The sequence below is a fragment of the Flavobacterium soyae genome, assembly GCF_021245985.1.
Lineage (GTDB): Bacteria > Bacteroidota > Bacteroidia > Flavobacteriales > Flavobacteriaceae > Flavobacterium > Flavobacterium soyae.
This window is the reverse complement of record NZ_JAJQXA010000002.1, coordinates 480,121-496,375: the sequence shown is the minus strand read 5'-3', so window position 1 is coordinate 496,375 and position 16,255 is coordinate 480,121. Positions and strand designations below refer to the sequence as shown.

Genomic DNA, 16,255 nt, shown 5'->3' with positions numbered 1-16,255 from the left:
TAAAATCAGCAAGAAATAAAAAATTATCTTGAAAGTGGAATCCGAAAAACCTGAATTAATGTTTTTAGTGGACAATCTTGTTTTTACCAAAAAAAAGAAGCTGTCCTTTTGAGACAGCCTCTTTTTTTTGACCCTTCATTTGATTTCTTTCCTTCTCATTTTTGGTGGGTAATCTTATCATTTTGATAAGTATTTATATCATTTTGATAGGAATTTATAAGTAGTATGATAATTCTGTTTTTATATTTTATTGTTAGTCAATGTTTTGTGTTGTTTTAAAATGTTAAGGCACACCATTTGTTTTTGTTAGAGAAAAATCAAGCCAGTTAATTTAAAACTAACATGAAAACAAATAAAACAAGAAATAAAGAGATTACAAAACTATATATGTCAAATAAATCTATACAGAATAAAGACAGGGTTATTAACTTAATGGTGTTTACCATTGTTTTCTTTATTGCCCTTTTGCTAATCTCCCAAATAGTATAGATGAAAAAATAGAGAAGAAAAGTAAGGAGTTTTAAATTAGGATTTAAAACTTAAGAGTCGTAAATTAGAATTTGTTAATAATTTATTGAAATTCAGTTTTTTATACTGACTTAAAAAAGAAAATAACAAAGTAACAACGGATAGTTTAAAATAATTCTAAAAATGAAAATAATATTAAATCTAAGAGCTGGTTTGCTTTTTCTAATGATTATTTTTCTTTCATTGGTGAGTGCATACTATAATTTTTCGATCGAAAACGATACTGAGGATATTTTGAAGGCTAATTATAACACGCTCGAATATTCCAGGAACATGCTCCTTTCGTTAGATGAAACTAATTCGGATAAAGAAAAAACAATAGCAGTATTTCAAGATAATCTTACCAGACAAAAGGGAAACATTACAGAAGCTGGTGAAGATGAAGTAACGAGCAGTCTGCAGAAAAAATTTGATTCTTTAAAAAAGAACTGGACAGATGAGACCCTGAAAAGCCAAATTCGCCAGGATATTTTTCAGATTATGAAATTGAATATGACTGCGATCAAGAATAAAAACGATAGTGTAAAACATAAAACAGAAACGGCTAATCTCTGGATTGCCATTTTAGGCATACTTTGTTTCCTGATTGCTTTTAACCTTCTTTTAAATTTATCTAATCGTATTACTAATACCAAAGGATCTTAATTTATATAATAAATAATTCAAGCTGCTAGTTAATAAAGTGTAGTCCCTACGGGCAATGTCATTAAGTTAAGAGGAAATCTATAAAATTACTTAACAGTTTAATTAAGAAAGTAATTAGAAAAATCTGTTTTATCAGCGTCACAATTAGACGCTGATAAAACAGATTTACTTCGTAAAAACGCTGATAAACACGGATTTGATTTGCAATAATTTTATTTTCTAAAAGCTTAACTTAATGACATTGCCCTACGGGACATTTGAAATTCTTGGAAATATCTTTTCTACCGATATTTAACTCCTAACGGAGTTGTAGACAGAAGATTCAGTCACATTTAAATTATCTCGTAGAGATTTCATATCGGTAACCAAAAGAAAACATACTGCAGATTTGTCCCGTAGGGATTAAACTTTTTTTGAGCCAATTTATTTATTAAACTAGCAACTTGAATTAAATAAAAAAATATGCAGCATTAAAAATGCTGCATATTTTTTTTTATTATTGTTATCAGAAGCTAAAAAAGTAAAAAACATGAAGGTATTTCATAAAAAACTTTACGTTTTATTGAATTGATTTTGTTTTTTATGAAACCAGCAGCTCGATACCACTCAAATCTGCTTTTTCGCTTTTTAGAAATTCGTAGGTGATTCGATCTGCCTGACAGTCTACAAATTTGATTCGTTTCAAACTATTGTTTTTAAAGAAAGTGTTATTAAGGATTACATTCTGAAATATTACTTTCTTAAAGTCGCAGTTTTCAAAATAACAATCCTCTAATGTGCCGTCAAAAACCATACTGTCAATCTGCATTCCAATAAAAGAGGTATTATTCCACAAAGCATTTGTTATTGTATTCTTTACGAAGGTACCAGATTTAAACTCCGCTCCTGTAAAATTCACATTAGAGAAATCGCAGGATTCGATATGGCTTTTTAAAAATTCAGTATCTTTCAAAGAACAGTTTTTCAATATATTGTTTGATAATTCAGAACTTTGAATGTGGCCGCTGCTGATATCAACATCTGAAAAATTACAGTTATCAATATAATTACTTTTTAGAAAATTCACTTCAATAAAATTAGCACGAGAAAAATCACAGCCTTTTATATAGTTTCTTGAAAATTCAGTTTTTCTCAGTGAACAATCCTTAAATATATTGTTTGCTAAATTTGAATTTTGGATATCGCTGCTGCTAATATCAGAATCTGAAAAATCGCAGTGATCAACATTATTATTTTTAAGCAGCAGCCCCGACATATCTGAACCAATGAAAGTACAGCGCTGCATATTGGACGAGCTGAATTTTTCATGCAGGTTTTTCAATCCCGAAAAGTCAGCGTCTACCCAGTTTCCGCTTGACATATTCCAGCTCAGTGTTTTTTTCTTTTTTACTGATGGTATTTCATCCGATTGTTTATCCAAAAAAGGCTCAGCAGCAGTTACAATGCTTTCAGATTGAAAGTTTTCTGAAAAGTAATTAAGATCAACATTCAGGATTTCTGCAAGACGATTAAAAGTAGTAATGTCCGGCATTGATTCTCCGCGTTCCCATTTTCCCACAGCTTGTGAACTAATAAATAAACGTTGAGCAAGCTGGGCCTGAGAAATATTTATTTTCTTTCTCGCTTCGGCAATTTTATTGCCAATCATTTTAGTGTTTAACATAAGTACTATCTTTTTATATTTATTTTTTCGACACTACAAAGGTATTTGCGTCCTTTTCCAGAATCAAAAAAAAACAAAAACTTATAGTTGTATTTACGCTACTTTTAGTTGTTATTCAACAATTATCAATGGTATATATGAATTTGATTATCTTTTTAATAATGTTCAGTATCAAATTTAAACATTGAGTTGGATATCTGAAAGTATATCTTAATTGATTTTAGCATTACAGAAATAAGTAAAATACCTTATTAGGAAATAAAGAAAACCAGATTCGTCAGCACATTTTCAGGATTTTGAAATTAAGTATGGGGATGCCCAAATCATTTTATGATCGATATACTATTTCTTAAATTAAAAAAAACTTTATTATTTTTAGTTTAAAATATACTTTTTAGTATATTTGTAATTATTGTTTTAAGTGTGATGTTAACAAAAGCAGAAAAAACCAAGCAGTTTATTTTAGAAACAGCAGTACCTCTTTACAATGAAAAAGGTATTTCTGGTGTACATATAGATGATGTACTGGCAGCGACAAAGCTGACAAAAGGCTGTTTGTATGGTCATTTTGAAAATAAAGAAGATCTCTCTGAACAAGTTATTGACCTGGCGCTAAAGATAACTTCGGACAAAATCAGGGCAGCAGTTTATAAAGGTAAAACGGCAAAAGGTAAAATATTTGCATTTATGGATTTTTATAAAAATCCGATTGATACACAAATTCCCGGGGGATGTCCAATATTTAATAATGCTGTAGAATCGGATGATAATTACCCAGTTGTAAAACAAAAAATTGCCCGAATATTAAGAGCCGGTCAGGAAGAGCTTACCGCATTGCTGCAGCAGGGAATTGCTTCAGGTGAATTTTCTAATGAACTTGATGCTGGTGTTTTTGCTTTTAAAATGGTAGCAGCAATTGAAGGTGGAATCATAATGTGCAGGGTGATGGATACAGCAAAGCCTATGCAGGGGCTGATTAAAAACCTAAAGTCTGAATTAGAACAATACTCAATTTAATTTTTTTTACTTAAAAATAAACTAAAAAGTATATTTTAAAATAGACTAAAAAGTATAATTATTTAAAATTTTTAATTAGAAACGATACAAGAATAAATAATTTAATACTAAAATTTAAAATTAACATGGATATAAAAGGGAAAACAATATTAATCACCGGAGGAGCTTCCGGAATTGGGCTTGAATCAGCCAGACAGTTTTTAGCTGAAGGGGCAAATGTAATAATTACAGGGAGAAATCAGGCTAAATTAGATGCTGCTAAAAAAATGCTTCCGGCATTAACAGTTATAAAAAGTGATGTTGAAAATGAAAATGATGCACAGTCGCTGTTAGAAAAAGTAACTTCTTTAGGCGGAATTGATGTTTTGTATAACAATGCAGGAGTTGGAAGCCCGGCTCTTAATCTTGGTATTGCAGATGACCAAGTTTTAAAGAACGCCGTTTACGAAATGAATGTAAATTATTTTGGTGTTATAAGGCTTACTAATCTTTTTATCGATATGTTGAAATCCAGAAAAGAAAGTGCAATTATTAATACCACATCTATTTTAAGTCTGGTACCAGCCTTAGAAGAGCCAACCTATTCTGCAACAAAAACGGCCTTAAGTTTTTATACTAAACTGCTTAGGAAGAACCTGGAAATAATAAACAGTACTGTAAAAGTATTTGAGTTACTGCCTCCGGTTGTTGAAACTGAGATGACAGCAAAAAGAACTGATAAAAAAATGGCTCCGGAAGAATTGGTAAAAACACTTATTAAAGGGATAAAAAAAGACCAGTTTACTATTCGCGCCGGAGACACAAAAGCATTATATATCGTAAGCAGGTTTTTTCCAAAAATAGCTTTTGATTTAGTAAATCCTAAAAAGATTTACCCGGGTTTAAAACCATCCATAAAATTATATACCAAATAAGATGAAAGCATTTATAATTAATAAGTACAATAAAAAAGGGAGCCTGCAGTATGCTGATATGCCAATACCAAAACTAAAGGATAATGATATTTTAGTTGAAGTTCATGCAGCGGGAATTAATCTTTTAGATTCTAAAATAAAATCAGGAGAATTTAAACTTATCCTGCCTTATAAACTGCCGTTAATTTTGGGGCATGATGCTGCCGGAGTAGTAGTACAGGCCGGTAAAAATGTAAAGAAGTTTAAAATTGGCGACCAGGTTTATGCCAGACCGGCTGATCATCGTATAGGTACATTTGCAGAGTTTATTGCCATAGATGAAAAAGATGCGGCGCTTAAACCTAAAAATATTTCAATGGAAGAAGCAGCATCTATTCCCTTAGCAGCGCTTACGGCATGGCAGGTTTTGATAGAAAGGGCCCAAATTAAAGCAGGGCAAAAAGTATTCATTCAGGCTGGTTCCGGAGGTGTAGGAACTTTAGCAATTCAGCTGGCCAAACATTTAGGTGCTGTGGCTGCTTCGACAACGAGCGCAAAAAATTTCGATTTACTTAAAGATTTGGGGACTGATATTATTATTGATTACCAAAACAGTGATTTTGAAAACATTTTGAGTGATTATGATGTGGTGCTAAACAGCCAGGATCAAAAAACACTCGAAAAATCACTTAAAATATTAAAACCGGGAGGAAAACTTATTTCTATTACCGGACCGCCGACTCCTGATTTTGCAAAAGAAATTGGAACTCCGTGGTTCATCAAAATTATTCTTTCTTTAGTAAGTTCAGGAATTCGCAAAAAAGCAAGAAATAAAAATGTTGAGTATTCTTTTTTATTTATGAAGGCAGACGGGCAGCAGTTAAGCAAAATTACAGCGCTGATTGAAGCTGATATAATTAAACCGGTAATAGATAAGATTTTTCCATTTGATAAAACCAACGAAGCATTATCGTATGTAGAAAGCGGGCGTGCGAAAGGAAAAGTAGTGGTTAAAATAAAATAATAATCTTCTTTTAAATATACAGGCCAACACTTTTTAATTAAAACGAGTACTTAAATTACTGAATAGTTATAGATGATTTTCATTTATTGTAGCCCTGTAAAGTAGTTTTAACGAAGATCATTATGATCTAAATTCGGCGATGGGATTTAACTGATTTAGACCAAAACCGAATGCTTGTTTTAAATTAAAAGTGCTGTATGATGATACTTAGAAGTTTTAGTATTATTAAGAACTGTTACCCTAAATAATTAGACGGATATGTTCTCTGGCCGTATTTAATATCTATTTCTTTTAAAAATTCCCTGCGTTTTTCTGTCAATTCAGGAATGGGCAGGAATTCACCGGCTTCTACGGGAATACCTATTTCCTGAAATAAATTCTCCAAACCTGCAGGTACTACAGTACATAAGAGACGTGCGTTGTTTTCTGAAATATTTTTAAAGCAGTGTACGGCTCCTCCAAAAGGGATATTTATAAAACCATCTTGGGTTACAATCTGTTTTCCGGTTTCAGTTTTAAATTCGAGTTCTCCTTCCAGTACATGAAACATTTCCTGGGTTTCTGGGTGTGCATGCGGAGGCGGTCCCCCGCCTGGGGGAACTGTCATTTCAATAACGGCGTAATCACCATTGGTCTGCTCACCTGAAATTATAATTCTGTAATTGCCTCCGGCAACTGCTAATCTTTCCCCTTCATTTTTACTGATAATCTGGATAGTTGTATTCATAATTATATTTGATTTCCGCTGTACATTCCATCCTTATATATTTCTGCCTGCTCATCAGTGAAGAATAAAACCAGTTCAGCATCTTCTGAAGCCTTTATGAAAACAGGCTCATCTTTAAATACGATGCATTCCTTTTTATTAAGAGCAATAATATCATTTACCTGTACCGATCCCTGAAAAACATACAAAAGTGCAGTAAGGTTTTTCTTTGGAAATTCAGGAATTTCAGAAGTGCTGCCGCTAAGGAGTTTCATATCGTAAATCCAGGTCTGGCTGCTGAATTGAAATTTAGTTTCAGGATTGGGGGATCCAATTAAACGCCAGCTGTTTTCACTGTGCAGGCTGTCCAGTTCTAAGAATACCACTTCAGGGTCAAGATCTTTTTTTTGGGGACGGATAAAAATCTGAAGTCCTTCCATAGTTTCCTGCTGTCCCATTATTTTTTCTTCATGGAAGAATGACCTGCCGGCTTTCATCAGCATTAGTGTCTTTCTGCCAATTATCTTAACAAATCCTTCTGAATCACTGTGTTCTGCTTCACCTGTTCTAAAATAAGAAAGTATTTCATCATTAATGTGAGGATGCATTTTAATAACCGTATTGCTGTTAATTTCAGGATGGTCAATTCGTCCAATACTTCCTATTCCGGTATCAGTATTTGAAACCGCCGATCCGGGATACAATACTTTAATTGGCCCGTGTCCGATAAACATGGAACTGTTTATTTTCTGTATCATAATTTTTTGTTTTAAAGAAGCCGGACATCAATATCCGGCTTCTATTATGTAAGCTGGTAATTAAGAGAACTGTCCTACTTTAGACATTACTTCTTCAAAAAGAATTGGAAGTACTTTTTGTCCGTCTTCTGTTGCCCAATTGTGTACCATTTCAGATATTATCTGGTTAATAGTTGTAGTTCTTACACCTTGGCTTTCCCATGTCTGCTGTGCAATATCATCAGCAATTTGTGAAGGAGATCCGCCTGCATCAAGAACGACCTGAACATTAAATCCTTCTTCCTGCATCGAAATTGACGGCCATACAATACATACATCATTGGTAAGTCCTGCCATAATTACATTTTTTCTTCCGGCAGCAGTTTTTAGAACGGCATTTTTAAAATTCTCGTCGTCCCATGCATTTGTGATTCCTTCTCTTTTTACCCTGTCTGCAAATTCCTGAGGAAGCAGTTCCTGCAAATCTTGAATTAATGGTCCCTGTGCATGATCTTCCTGACTGCTGGTAAGAACAACCGGAATGTCTAAAGCTTTTGCAAATTTAGCCAATGCTCTTGTTCTGCTCACAATCATTTCATGTGGTCTGTTAGCTGCAAAATTAAGTGTGCCTGTTTGATGATCTATTAATAACATTACGGTATCATCTTTTGTAAACTGTTTCATTTTTTCTAATGTTTTATAAATTTTATTACTGATTTATAAGGCAAAGTTATTTCAGCTCTGGAGCAGAAAACGATGACATTTGTCAATAAAGAACATTAGAAAGTTTAGAACAGAGGCAAATGTTATTTTTGGAATAATTTACTGCGTACCCGGCTGAGGGTTTCTTTGCTGATACCAAGATAAGAAGCAATAATATGCTGGGGAAAACGCTGTACAAAGTCAGGATAACTTTTTAATAACTGCTCATATCTTTCCATTGCAGGAAGGGCAATGGAGTTATTCAATCTTTTTTGGGAAGCTATAAAACTGTTCTGGTTCATATTCCAGAACATTTCCTTGATTGCAGGTATTTCAAGGAGACGCTGCAGATCATCAGCTTCTAACACGAGGAGTTCTGTATCTTCCCATGCATCAATATTATAAACAGAAGGTGTTTTCATAAGATAGCTTTCACGATCCACGATCCACCAGTTTTCAAGAGCCAGCTGAATAATATGCTCATTACCGGCACTGTCAATGCTGAATTGCCTCATAGCACCTTTTAGTATAAAACCAGTAAACTGACAGACATTTCCCTGTTCCAGAAAAAACTCCTTCTTTTTTAATTTAGCAGGTTTCAGAGATATTTTTATTAATGTTTCATCTTCCTCGGTAAGAGGAGATTCGCTGTACCTGCTGATATAGCTGAAAAGCTGTTCATACATAGCTTTAAATATTTTTAAATAAAGGTACTAAATTTTATATTTTTAAAAGGCTAAAGAATCTTAGAGTGGTTGGATATGTTACAATCGATTTATTCTTTCATAAATTTTAGGATCATGTTTTCTAATTTTAATTTTTACATATTTTGAGGCCGGCATATTACTATCCTTGACAACATTATTAACAGAAACCAGAACATTTGTTTCGGGAAAATAAGTAACAGCGTTTTTCTCAGGGATTTGATATGAAACAATAATAAACAAAGGGGCAATTCTTTCGATATCATCATCGTAGTTAAATAAATCGACTTTATCGCCGGACTTGAATCCCGCCTGCTCGATATCTTTTTGGTTCATAAATATTACCCTGCGTTCATTTTTTATACCGCGATAACGATCATCAAGACCATAAATTGTGGTATTAAACTGGTCGTGTGTCCGGGTACTTGCCATCATATACTCGTCTGGGGCAAGTTCATTTTTGGGTATTGCCGTTAATGTAAATGGTGCACGGTCTCCAAAATCTTTAGTGATAAATTTTCCATCGCGTGCCGCATTAGGCAAATAAAAACCTCCTTTTTGCCGTACCTTGAAATTATAATTTTCAAAACCGGGAATACATTTTTCAATGGCGTCTCTCACATCGTCATAACTATTATGATATCGCTGCCAGTTAACAACCGATTTATTTCCCAGAGCTGCCATAGCCATTCTGCACACAATCTGAGTTTCATTAATAAGATTATCAGATACAGGTTTGAGCATTCCTTTTGATGATTGTACAACGCCCATTGAGTTTTCTGTAGTTATAAATTGTGCTTCACCATTCACGATATCAATATCGCTTCGGGATAGAGTAGGCAAAATGATGGCTTCCTGTCCATGAATCAAGTGGCTGCGATTGAGTTTTGTAGATACATTTACAGTTAAGTTCAGTTTTCTTAACGCACTTGCTGTATAAGTTGTATCCGGCGTTGCTGATAGAAAATTACCTCCCATACAAAATAGTAATTTTACTTTTTCTTCCTTCATGGCTTTAATGGCCCTTACAATATCATATCCGTGTTTACGGGGAGGATTAAAACCAAAATAAGCCTGAAGGCGGTCGAGTTGTTCATTAGTAGGTTTCTCATCAATCATCATGGTTCTGTTTCCCTGAACATTGCTATGACCGCGAACGGGACAGACGCCTGCACCGGGTTTACCGATACTTCCTTTAAGCAGCAGAATATTAAGAATTTCTCTAATCATTTCTACACCGTTGGGCTGCTGTGTAAGTCCCATTCCCCAGCAGACAATAATTCTTTTTTTGAAAGCGATGATTTCTGCAGCTTCATAAAGTGCTTCTTTAGAAACACCCGAAAGTTGGACAAGTTCCTCTAAATTATAATCTTCAAACTGTTTTAGAAAAGCATCGTATCCGGTAGTTTTTTCTTTGATGAAATCATAATCAAAGACTTTTCCGGGATTTTTATTTTCCAATTCAAATAATATAATTTCAAGGGCTTTTAACAGTGCCATATCTCCATTTATTTTTACAGGAAGAAAAAGATCGGCTAGTTTGACACCGTTTCCTATAATTCCGTTAATTTCCTGTGGATTATGAAAACCCATTAAACCAGCTTCCGGCAATGGATTTACAGCAATAATTTTTGCTCCGTTTTTTTTGCCTTTTGCTAATGCAGTCATCATTCTTGGTGCATTGGTTCCGGGATTTTGACCAATAATTACGATTACATCGGTATCATAAAAATCATCCAGTGTTACGGTTCCTTTTCCAATTCCGATTGTAGTCCTTAAAGCAGATCCTGATGTTTCATGGCACATATTAGAACAATCTGGCATATTATTGGTACCAAATTCTTTAGCAAAGAGCTGATAAAGAAATGATGTTTCATTGCTTGTTCTTCCTGAGGTATAAAATGCGGCTTCATCTGGTGATTCTAATGCATTGAGGTGCTCTGCTATTTTTTTGAATGCATTATCCCAGCTTATAGGTTCATAGTGTGTGCCATTTTTAGGAAGGTACATAGGTTCGGTCAATCTTCCCATTTTTCCAATTTGAAAATCGTCTAATTTGGCAAGGTCATAGACAGAATTTTGTTTAAAAAAGTCAGCTGTGATTTTTTTTGTAGTCGCTTCTTCAGCTAAAGCTTTAACGCCGTTTTCGCAGTATTCTCCTAAAGGTGATCGCTCATCATCGGGATCAGGCCATGCACAGCTCGGGCAATCAAAACCACCAGCCTGATTCATCTTAAATAAAGCCTTTGTCCCGCGAACAACCGTTTTTTCTTCGATAAGATCGCTAAAAGCGGCCACTACACCAGGAACGCCGGCAGCCCATTTTCCAACTTTTGTCAGCTTAAGATCTGAAAGTTTATATGGATTTTCTGCATCTGGTTCTCTCGTAATTTTAGCGTCGATGTCTTTTGGGGATTTATCTTTTTCCATCACTTTTGCAATTAATTAATTTATTTGTAAAGGCTTTTGTTATTATAATTTTAATATCAATTATATAAAAAACTCTTATTTTAACCCGTTGGGTGTAATTATTTTAACATATAAAAACATAGCTTTTGTTTACTTAAAAAAGGCGTTTCACTTATTTAAAATGCATCCCGATGCTTCGGGACTATCTATGTAAAAGAAATATATTTCTTTTTGTATCCTTTTTTACACATAAAATCTATGTTTCTATGTGTTTAATATTTTTTTTATGAATTACACCCAACGGGTTATTTTAATTTTTCTAAGAAGTTGGTATTACTACCTGATATCACTGGAATTATATATATTAAATCTGTCATCTTTAAGAAAGCCCAAAAGAGTAATATTAAATTCTTTAGCCAATTCTACAGCAAGACTCGATGGCGCACCAATAGCAGCAACAACAGATATTCCTGCCATAGCCGCTTTTTGGATTAACTCAAAACTAGCTCTTCCGCTAAGGAGCAAAATATGTTTATTTAATGGCAGTAAATTATTTGCTAAGGCAGTGCCAATTAACTTATCCAAAGCATTATGTCTCCCAACATCTTCCTGTAAAAGAACTAAATCACCCTCAATAGTAAAAAGGCCTGACGCATGAATGCCGCCAGTAACCGCAAAACTGCTTTGAGCTGCTTTTAATTTATTTTGTAATTGGTAAAATACTTCTGCAGCGATATTCAGTTTTGGATTCTCTAAAGGATTAAAAGAGCTAACCGTTTTGATAGATTGTATAGAATTTTTTCCACAAACGCCGCAGCTTGATGTGGTATAAAAATTCCGGTCTGACGACATTAAATGTGGAATGAAATTATCTGCCAAATCGACCTGAACAATATTTTTCTTTTGAAAGGAACAGTCTGTTTGTATGTGATAGATTTTTTTTACGTCCTGATAAGAAATTATAATGCCTTCGGTAAATAAAAAACCAATTGCAAGATCAAAATCATTGCCCGGCGTACGCATTGTTACAGAGATATTCTTGTGTGTTTTTTCAGTTTCGGAACCGTAAGAAATTCTTATTTCAAGCGGTTCTTCTACAGAAAGAATGTCTAATAAGGATGAACTTTCAAATCCATTCACTTTTGTAATGCAAACCTCTTTAATGGAAACTAATTCCAAATCATTCATTTCCATGTAAATTCATTAAATGTTGATACGTAAAATTAGTAAAAAATGATTGATAAGAGGATTTTTCTCTCAGCAATTAAACTGTTTTAAGGAATGAAATTGCAATGATTTATATTGTTTTAATTGGAATTGATAATTTAGAAAAAGCCCAAAAAAGATATGCAGACAAGAAAAACAACTTCGCTTCTTGTCTGCATATTTAGAATAAAAATCAGTTATATTGCGCTGATTTTTATTGAGCTGGCTTTATCATTAAAACCTCCTAAACAGCTATTGTTTCCTGTTATTACAACAGATTCTCCTCCAAAATTATCGTTTTGGTAGAATGTAATTTTATATCCATTTTCTAAACGAACTGATGATAAATCATCATTTACAATGCCGTATGATTTTAGCTGAGCCAATGTATAATCGCCCGCAGGTAAAGCAATTGCATAACCTGTATAACTACAATTTTGGTAAACCGTAACAACACCTCCGGCTGATCCATTGTATTTATTATCAGTATAGACACGTGAAAAATTACCTACACCATCAAAATAATTATCAGCTAATTTTGCAGGATCTGTCGCAAATTCTCCGCCTTGTACAATACCATCATTTCCATCATTCCATGCCCAAGGAGCATTAGCACCGCCAGTTTTAAAATCATTTCCTTTAAATCCTCCGCCTGCATTATAAAACAATTCAGTATTGAATCTTTGATCCCATAATCCTCCGCTTTCAAAAATATCGACAAGTTTGTACTCCACATAAGTATCATAATTATCAGATGGTATTTGTGCAGTTCCACTTGCAGATGGGTAGTAAATAATTCCGTCCCCGTCAATATCGTGCTGCGGCCATGCTTTAAGGCTGTGCCCTTTAGAATCTTGCGCTGTAACAGGGTGTAACTCTCCATTGTAATCTCTCATTTGTAATGTTCCGTCAACACTTTCCAGTCCGCTTACAAAAGGACTTCCGGATGGTACATACGAAAAGAAATCGGAATGACTTACTGTAACAGCTCCTTTTAAGGCACCGTAAGCAGAACCATCTTTTTCTACAATCATTAATACACCTTCTAAATCATTTTCATGCTGGTCTAAACTGTATAAAAACGGATTATCTGTCCAATCGCGTGGAGAGAAAAAAGCATAAGTAATAAACCAATGTGTATTTGATTCAACAACCGAATAGTAACAATGTGCAGCTAATGAGTTAGCATAAGCAGGAAGGTTGTTCCAGTTGTTTTCGCCATTCCAGTCATTATCATAATTAATAGCAGTAATGTAATCTGATTTTCCGCCTTCGGCATAAGTTCCTGTAGCATCTACATCTCTGTAATGAATAGGAGCCCACCTTTTTGCAAGATTAGAACTTGCAGCGGCACTCATTTTTTTAAAATTTTGCTGCTCTTTTGCTACAGCAGGATTTTCGGTTTCTTCTAATGTCGTATCCTGACATGAGAATGTAATAGCCGAAAGCATAATAATTAAGGCTTTACTTAATACCTTTTTTGGATTCTGTTTTTTCATAATTCTGGTTTTAATGGTTTATAACATATTTAAATTCATTGATTTTGATAAATTATTTGATAGTAATAACCAGCTGAGGAATAAAAAATAATCAGTCACAGCATTTTATTTCTGAAAATTTTGTCAATAGAACGATTGTTTTTTGAGTTATAATTCCTACCAGTTATAAGTACCTTAAAGGAGAAATCGTACTATCTAAGCGGTATTATAATACGGTTAACAAAAAGTTAACAGGATTAAGATTATTTGCCGCTTTTGAAGTTAATAAAATTGCCAATGGGCATTCAGTATATATTACATTCATAATGACGTGTATACTTAAGTTATGATAATGATATTATGCAGATTAGGACATGTTACCAATAAATTAAATTATGGTTAACTGCTGTCTGTATTTATATTTTAAAATAATTAATTCTGAAATTTACAAGTATCAATAAAGTATAAACCAATTTTTTACGTGCAAAACTATCTTATACCTTCAGAAATTTCGTGGCTGTCTTTCAATAACTGTATTTTGGATGAAGCCGAGGACTCCAATAATTCGTTATACGAAAGAATTAAGTTTTTAGCCATTCATTCTTCTAATTTAGATGAGTTTTTTAGAGTAAAAATCAGAAAACTGCTGATTAAAAATTCAAAAAAGAATAAGGAGCTGCTCAGCAAAATTTTAACTGAAGTAAATCTTCAGCAAAACAGGTTCGGAACAATTTGGAACACTTCAATACTTCCAGAATTAGCAGCTAATAATATTGTCTATTATGAAAATCAAGAGCTTATAGAAGAGCACCTGCAGGAGATCGAATATTATTTTAAAAGCATTATTCTCTCTTATATTCAGGTAATTTACATTTCGGTAAATCAGCCTAAAACTTATTTTTTACATAATCGCTGCTTATATTTTCTGGTAAAGTTAAAAGATAGTGCAGGTAATTATAATTATGCTTATCTCAATATTCCATCTGATAAACTGGATCGCTATAAACAATTGCAAAGTCAGGATGATACACATTATATTATTTCGATTGATACCATAATAAAGAATTGCTTATCTCTTATATTTCCTGCCGGAAAAGTGGTTTCCTGTTATGCGATAAAACTAAACCGAGATGAAAATTATCTGATAGAAGATGAAAACTCAGGAGATTTGATAGCAAAAATCGAAGCAAAAATTGAAGAACGGAAACGAGGTTCATCAACAAGGTTTTTGTATGATTCTAATATGGATTCTGAAACAATTTCGGTATGTAAAAAAGCTTTCCGCCTGCACAATAATGAAATGATAAAAGGCGGAAGCCATCATAATTTTTATGATTTATTCAAGTTTCCAAATCCTGTTAAACCAAATCTGCAAGGAGCAAATTATCCCGGGCTCAAACATCTGCCTTTTGAAAGCAGGAAGTCAATTTTTGAAATTATTGACAAACAAAATCAATTGCTTCACTTTCCGTATCAGTCGTATTATTATGTACTTCAATTTTTTAATCAGGCGGCAATTAACAGAAACGTTCTGGAGATAAAAATTACTTTATACCGAATTTCATCGCAGTCGTTAATTGCAAATGCTTTGATAAGCGCGGCTAAAAATGGCAAAAAAGTAACTGTTTTTGTAGAAGTTAAAGCACGTTTTGATGAATACAATAATTTATTCTGGTCCCGCGAAATGAAAAATGCGGGAATAAAAATCATTCAAAGCATGCCGAATTTAAAAGTTCATGCAAAAGTGGCAATGGTAACCATGAAAGATAAATACGGAAATAAGAAATATTATAATTATTTGTCAACCGGAAATTTTAATGAAAGTACAGCAAATGTTTATTCTGATTTTGGATTTTTCACCTCTGAAAAAAAATACACAGATGATTTAAAAAAAGTCTTTACATTTTTAAAAACCAAGAAAAAAGCAGGAACACCAAAACATATTCTGGCGGCAGGTTTTAACATGAAAGACAAGTTAATAGAATTAATAGACAATGAAATAGAAAATAAAAAAGCCGACAGGGAAGCTGCTGTATTTTTAAAAGTAAACGGAGTTGATGAAAAAGATATTATTGACAAACTTATTGAAGCCAGCAGGGCAGGGGTTGATGTGACATTGATCGTACGTGGAATCTGCACTTTACTGCCGGGAATTAAATATGTAAGCGAAAACATAAAAATCTACAGGATTGTAGATATGTTTTTAGAACATTCCAGAATTTACAAATTTGCAAATAATGGCGAGGAAAAAATCTATTTATCATCTGCAGATATGTTAAGCCGAAATTTAAACAGAAGAATAGAAGTTGCTTTTCCGTTGTATGATGAAAAACACATTGAAGAAATTAATACAATAATTCAGTTGCAGCTAGAAGATAATACAAAAAGGAGAACTATAAATAGTGAAGGAACTAATGAATTGGATATCCTAGGTATTGATGAACCAAGACGTGCGCAGACTGAAATTTATAATTGGATTGGGGAGTGTAATATGGAATGATGTTTATGTGAAGATATTATTTTTTATAGAGAAAAAGCCTGAC

At 33.5% G+C, this 16,255-nt stretch carries 13 protein-coding genes; 5 read left to right on the top strand and 8 right to left on the bottom strand.

Annotation, left to right across the window (positions count from 1 at the left end):
- Window positions 1–651 precede the first annotated feature (651 nt).
- The gene (locus LUU93_RS04385; protein WP_232678696.1) at window positions 652–1,173 is read left to right on the top strand and encodes a hypothetical protein; all 522 of its coding nucleotides are present in this window, start codon (window positions 652–654) and stop codon (window positions 1,171–1,173) included.
- Between the two features lie 580 nt (window positions 1,174–1,753).
- Here LUU93_RS04385 and LUU93_RS04380 read toward each other — a convergent pair.
- Window positions 1,754–2,836: a pentapeptide repeat-containing protein gene (locus LUU93_RS04380; protein WP_232678694.1), complete on the bottom strand. Its 1,083-nt coding sequence runs from the start codon at window positions 2,834–2,836 to the stop codon at window positions 1,754–1,756.
- 426 nt (window positions 2,837–3,262) lie between these two features.
- Here LUU93_RS04380 and LUU93_RS04375 point away from each other — a divergent pair, with 426 nt between their 5' ends.
- From LUU93_RS04375 to LUU93_RS04365, 3 genes are all read left to right on the top strand, one after another.
- The gene (locus LUU93_RS04375; protein ID WP_232678692.1) at window positions 3,263–3,853 is read left to right on the top strand and encodes a TetR/AcrR family transcriptional regulator; all 591 of its coding nucleotides are present in this window, start codon (window positions 3,263–3,265) and stop codon (window positions 3,851–3,853) included.
- 125 nt (window positions 3,854–3,978) lie between these two features.
- Complete coding sequence (locus LUU93_RS04370; protein WP_232678690.1) at window positions 3,979–4,767, top strand: SDR family oxidoreductase; 789 nt, start codon at window positions 3,979–3,981, stop codon at window positions 4,765–4,767.
- Window position 4,768: 1 nt separating this feature from the next.
- On the top strand, window positions 4,769–5,770 hold the full coding sequence (locus LUU93_RS04365) for an NADP-dependent oxidoreductase (RefSeq protein WP_232678688.1): 1,002 nt from the start codon (window positions 4,769–4,771) through the stop codon (window positions 5,768–5,770).
- Window positions 5,771–6,005: 235 nt separating this feature from the next.
- Here LUU93_RS04365 and LUU93_RS04360 read toward each other — a convergent pair whose 3' ends face one another.
- The 7 genes from LUU93_RS04360 to LUU93_RS04330 all read right to left on the bottom strand — a co-directional run bounded on the left by LUU93_RS04360 (window position 6,006) and on the right by LUU93_RS04330 (window position 13,733).
- A complete protein-coding gene (locus tag LUU93_RS04360) occupies window positions 6,006–6,497 on the bottom strand; it encodes a cupin domain-containing protein (RefSeq protein WP_232678686.1) in 492 nt (163 codons plus the stop codon).
- A 2-nt stretch (window positions 6,498–6,499) separates the two neighbouring features.
- Entirely contained in the window at window positions 6,500–7,234 is a 735-nt protein-coding gene (locus LUU93_RS04355) for a pirin family protein (RefSeq protein ID WP_232678684.1), read from the bottom strand.
- Window positions 7,235–7,294: 60 nt separating this feature from the next.
- The gene (locus LUU93_RS04350; RefSeq protein ID WP_232678682.1) at window positions 7,295–7,897 is read right to left on the bottom strand and encodes an isochorismatase family protein; all 603 of its coding nucleotides are present in this window, start codon (window positions 7,895–7,897) and stop codon (window positions 7,295–7,297) included.
- A gap of 122 nt (window positions 7,898–8,019) precedes the next feature.
- The gene (locus tag LUU93_RS04345; RefSeq protein WP_232678680.1) at window positions 8,020–8,601 is read right to left on the bottom strand and encodes a Crp/Fnr family transcriptional regulator; all 582 of its coding nucleotides are present in this window, start codon (window positions 8,599–8,601) and stop codon (window positions 8,020–8,022) included.
- A 78-nt stretch (window positions 8,602–8,679) separates the two neighbouring features.
- Window positions 8,680–11,049 carry an FdhF/YdeP family oxidoreductase gene (locus LUU93_RS04340; protein WP_232678677.1) on the bottom strand — a complete coding sequence of 790 codons (2,370 nt, stop codon included), beginning with the start codon at window positions 11,047–11,049 and terminating at the stop codon, window positions 8,680–8,682.
- Window positions 11,050–11,364: 315 nt separating this feature from the next.
- On the bottom strand, window positions 11,365–12,222 hold the full coding sequence (gene fdhD / locus LUU93_RS04335) for a formate dehydrogenase accessory sulfurtransferase FdhD (protein ID WP_232678675.1): 858 nt from the start codon (window positions 12,220–12,222) through the stop codon (window positions 11,365–11,367).
- A gap of 209 nt (window positions 12,223–12,431) precedes the next feature.
- Window positions 12,432–13,733 (bottom strand): beta/gamma crystallin family protein, encoded by a 1,302-nt coding sequence (locus LUU93_RS04330; protein WP_232678673.1) that lies wholly within the window; start codon window positions 13,731–13,733, stop codon window positions 12,432–12,434.
- Window positions 13,734–14,193: 460 nt separating this feature from the next.
- On the opposite strand from LUU93_RS04330, the gene ppk1 reads away from it, so the two are divergent.
- Window positions 14,194–16,212 carry a polyphosphate kinase 1 gene (ppk1, locus tag LUU93_RS04325; RefSeq protein WP_232678671.1) on the top strand — a complete coding sequence of 673 codons (2,019 nt, stop codon included), beginning with the start codon at window positions 14,194–14,196 and terminating at the stop codon, window positions 16,210–16,212.
- Window positions 16,213–16,255: the final 43 nt, after the last annotated feature.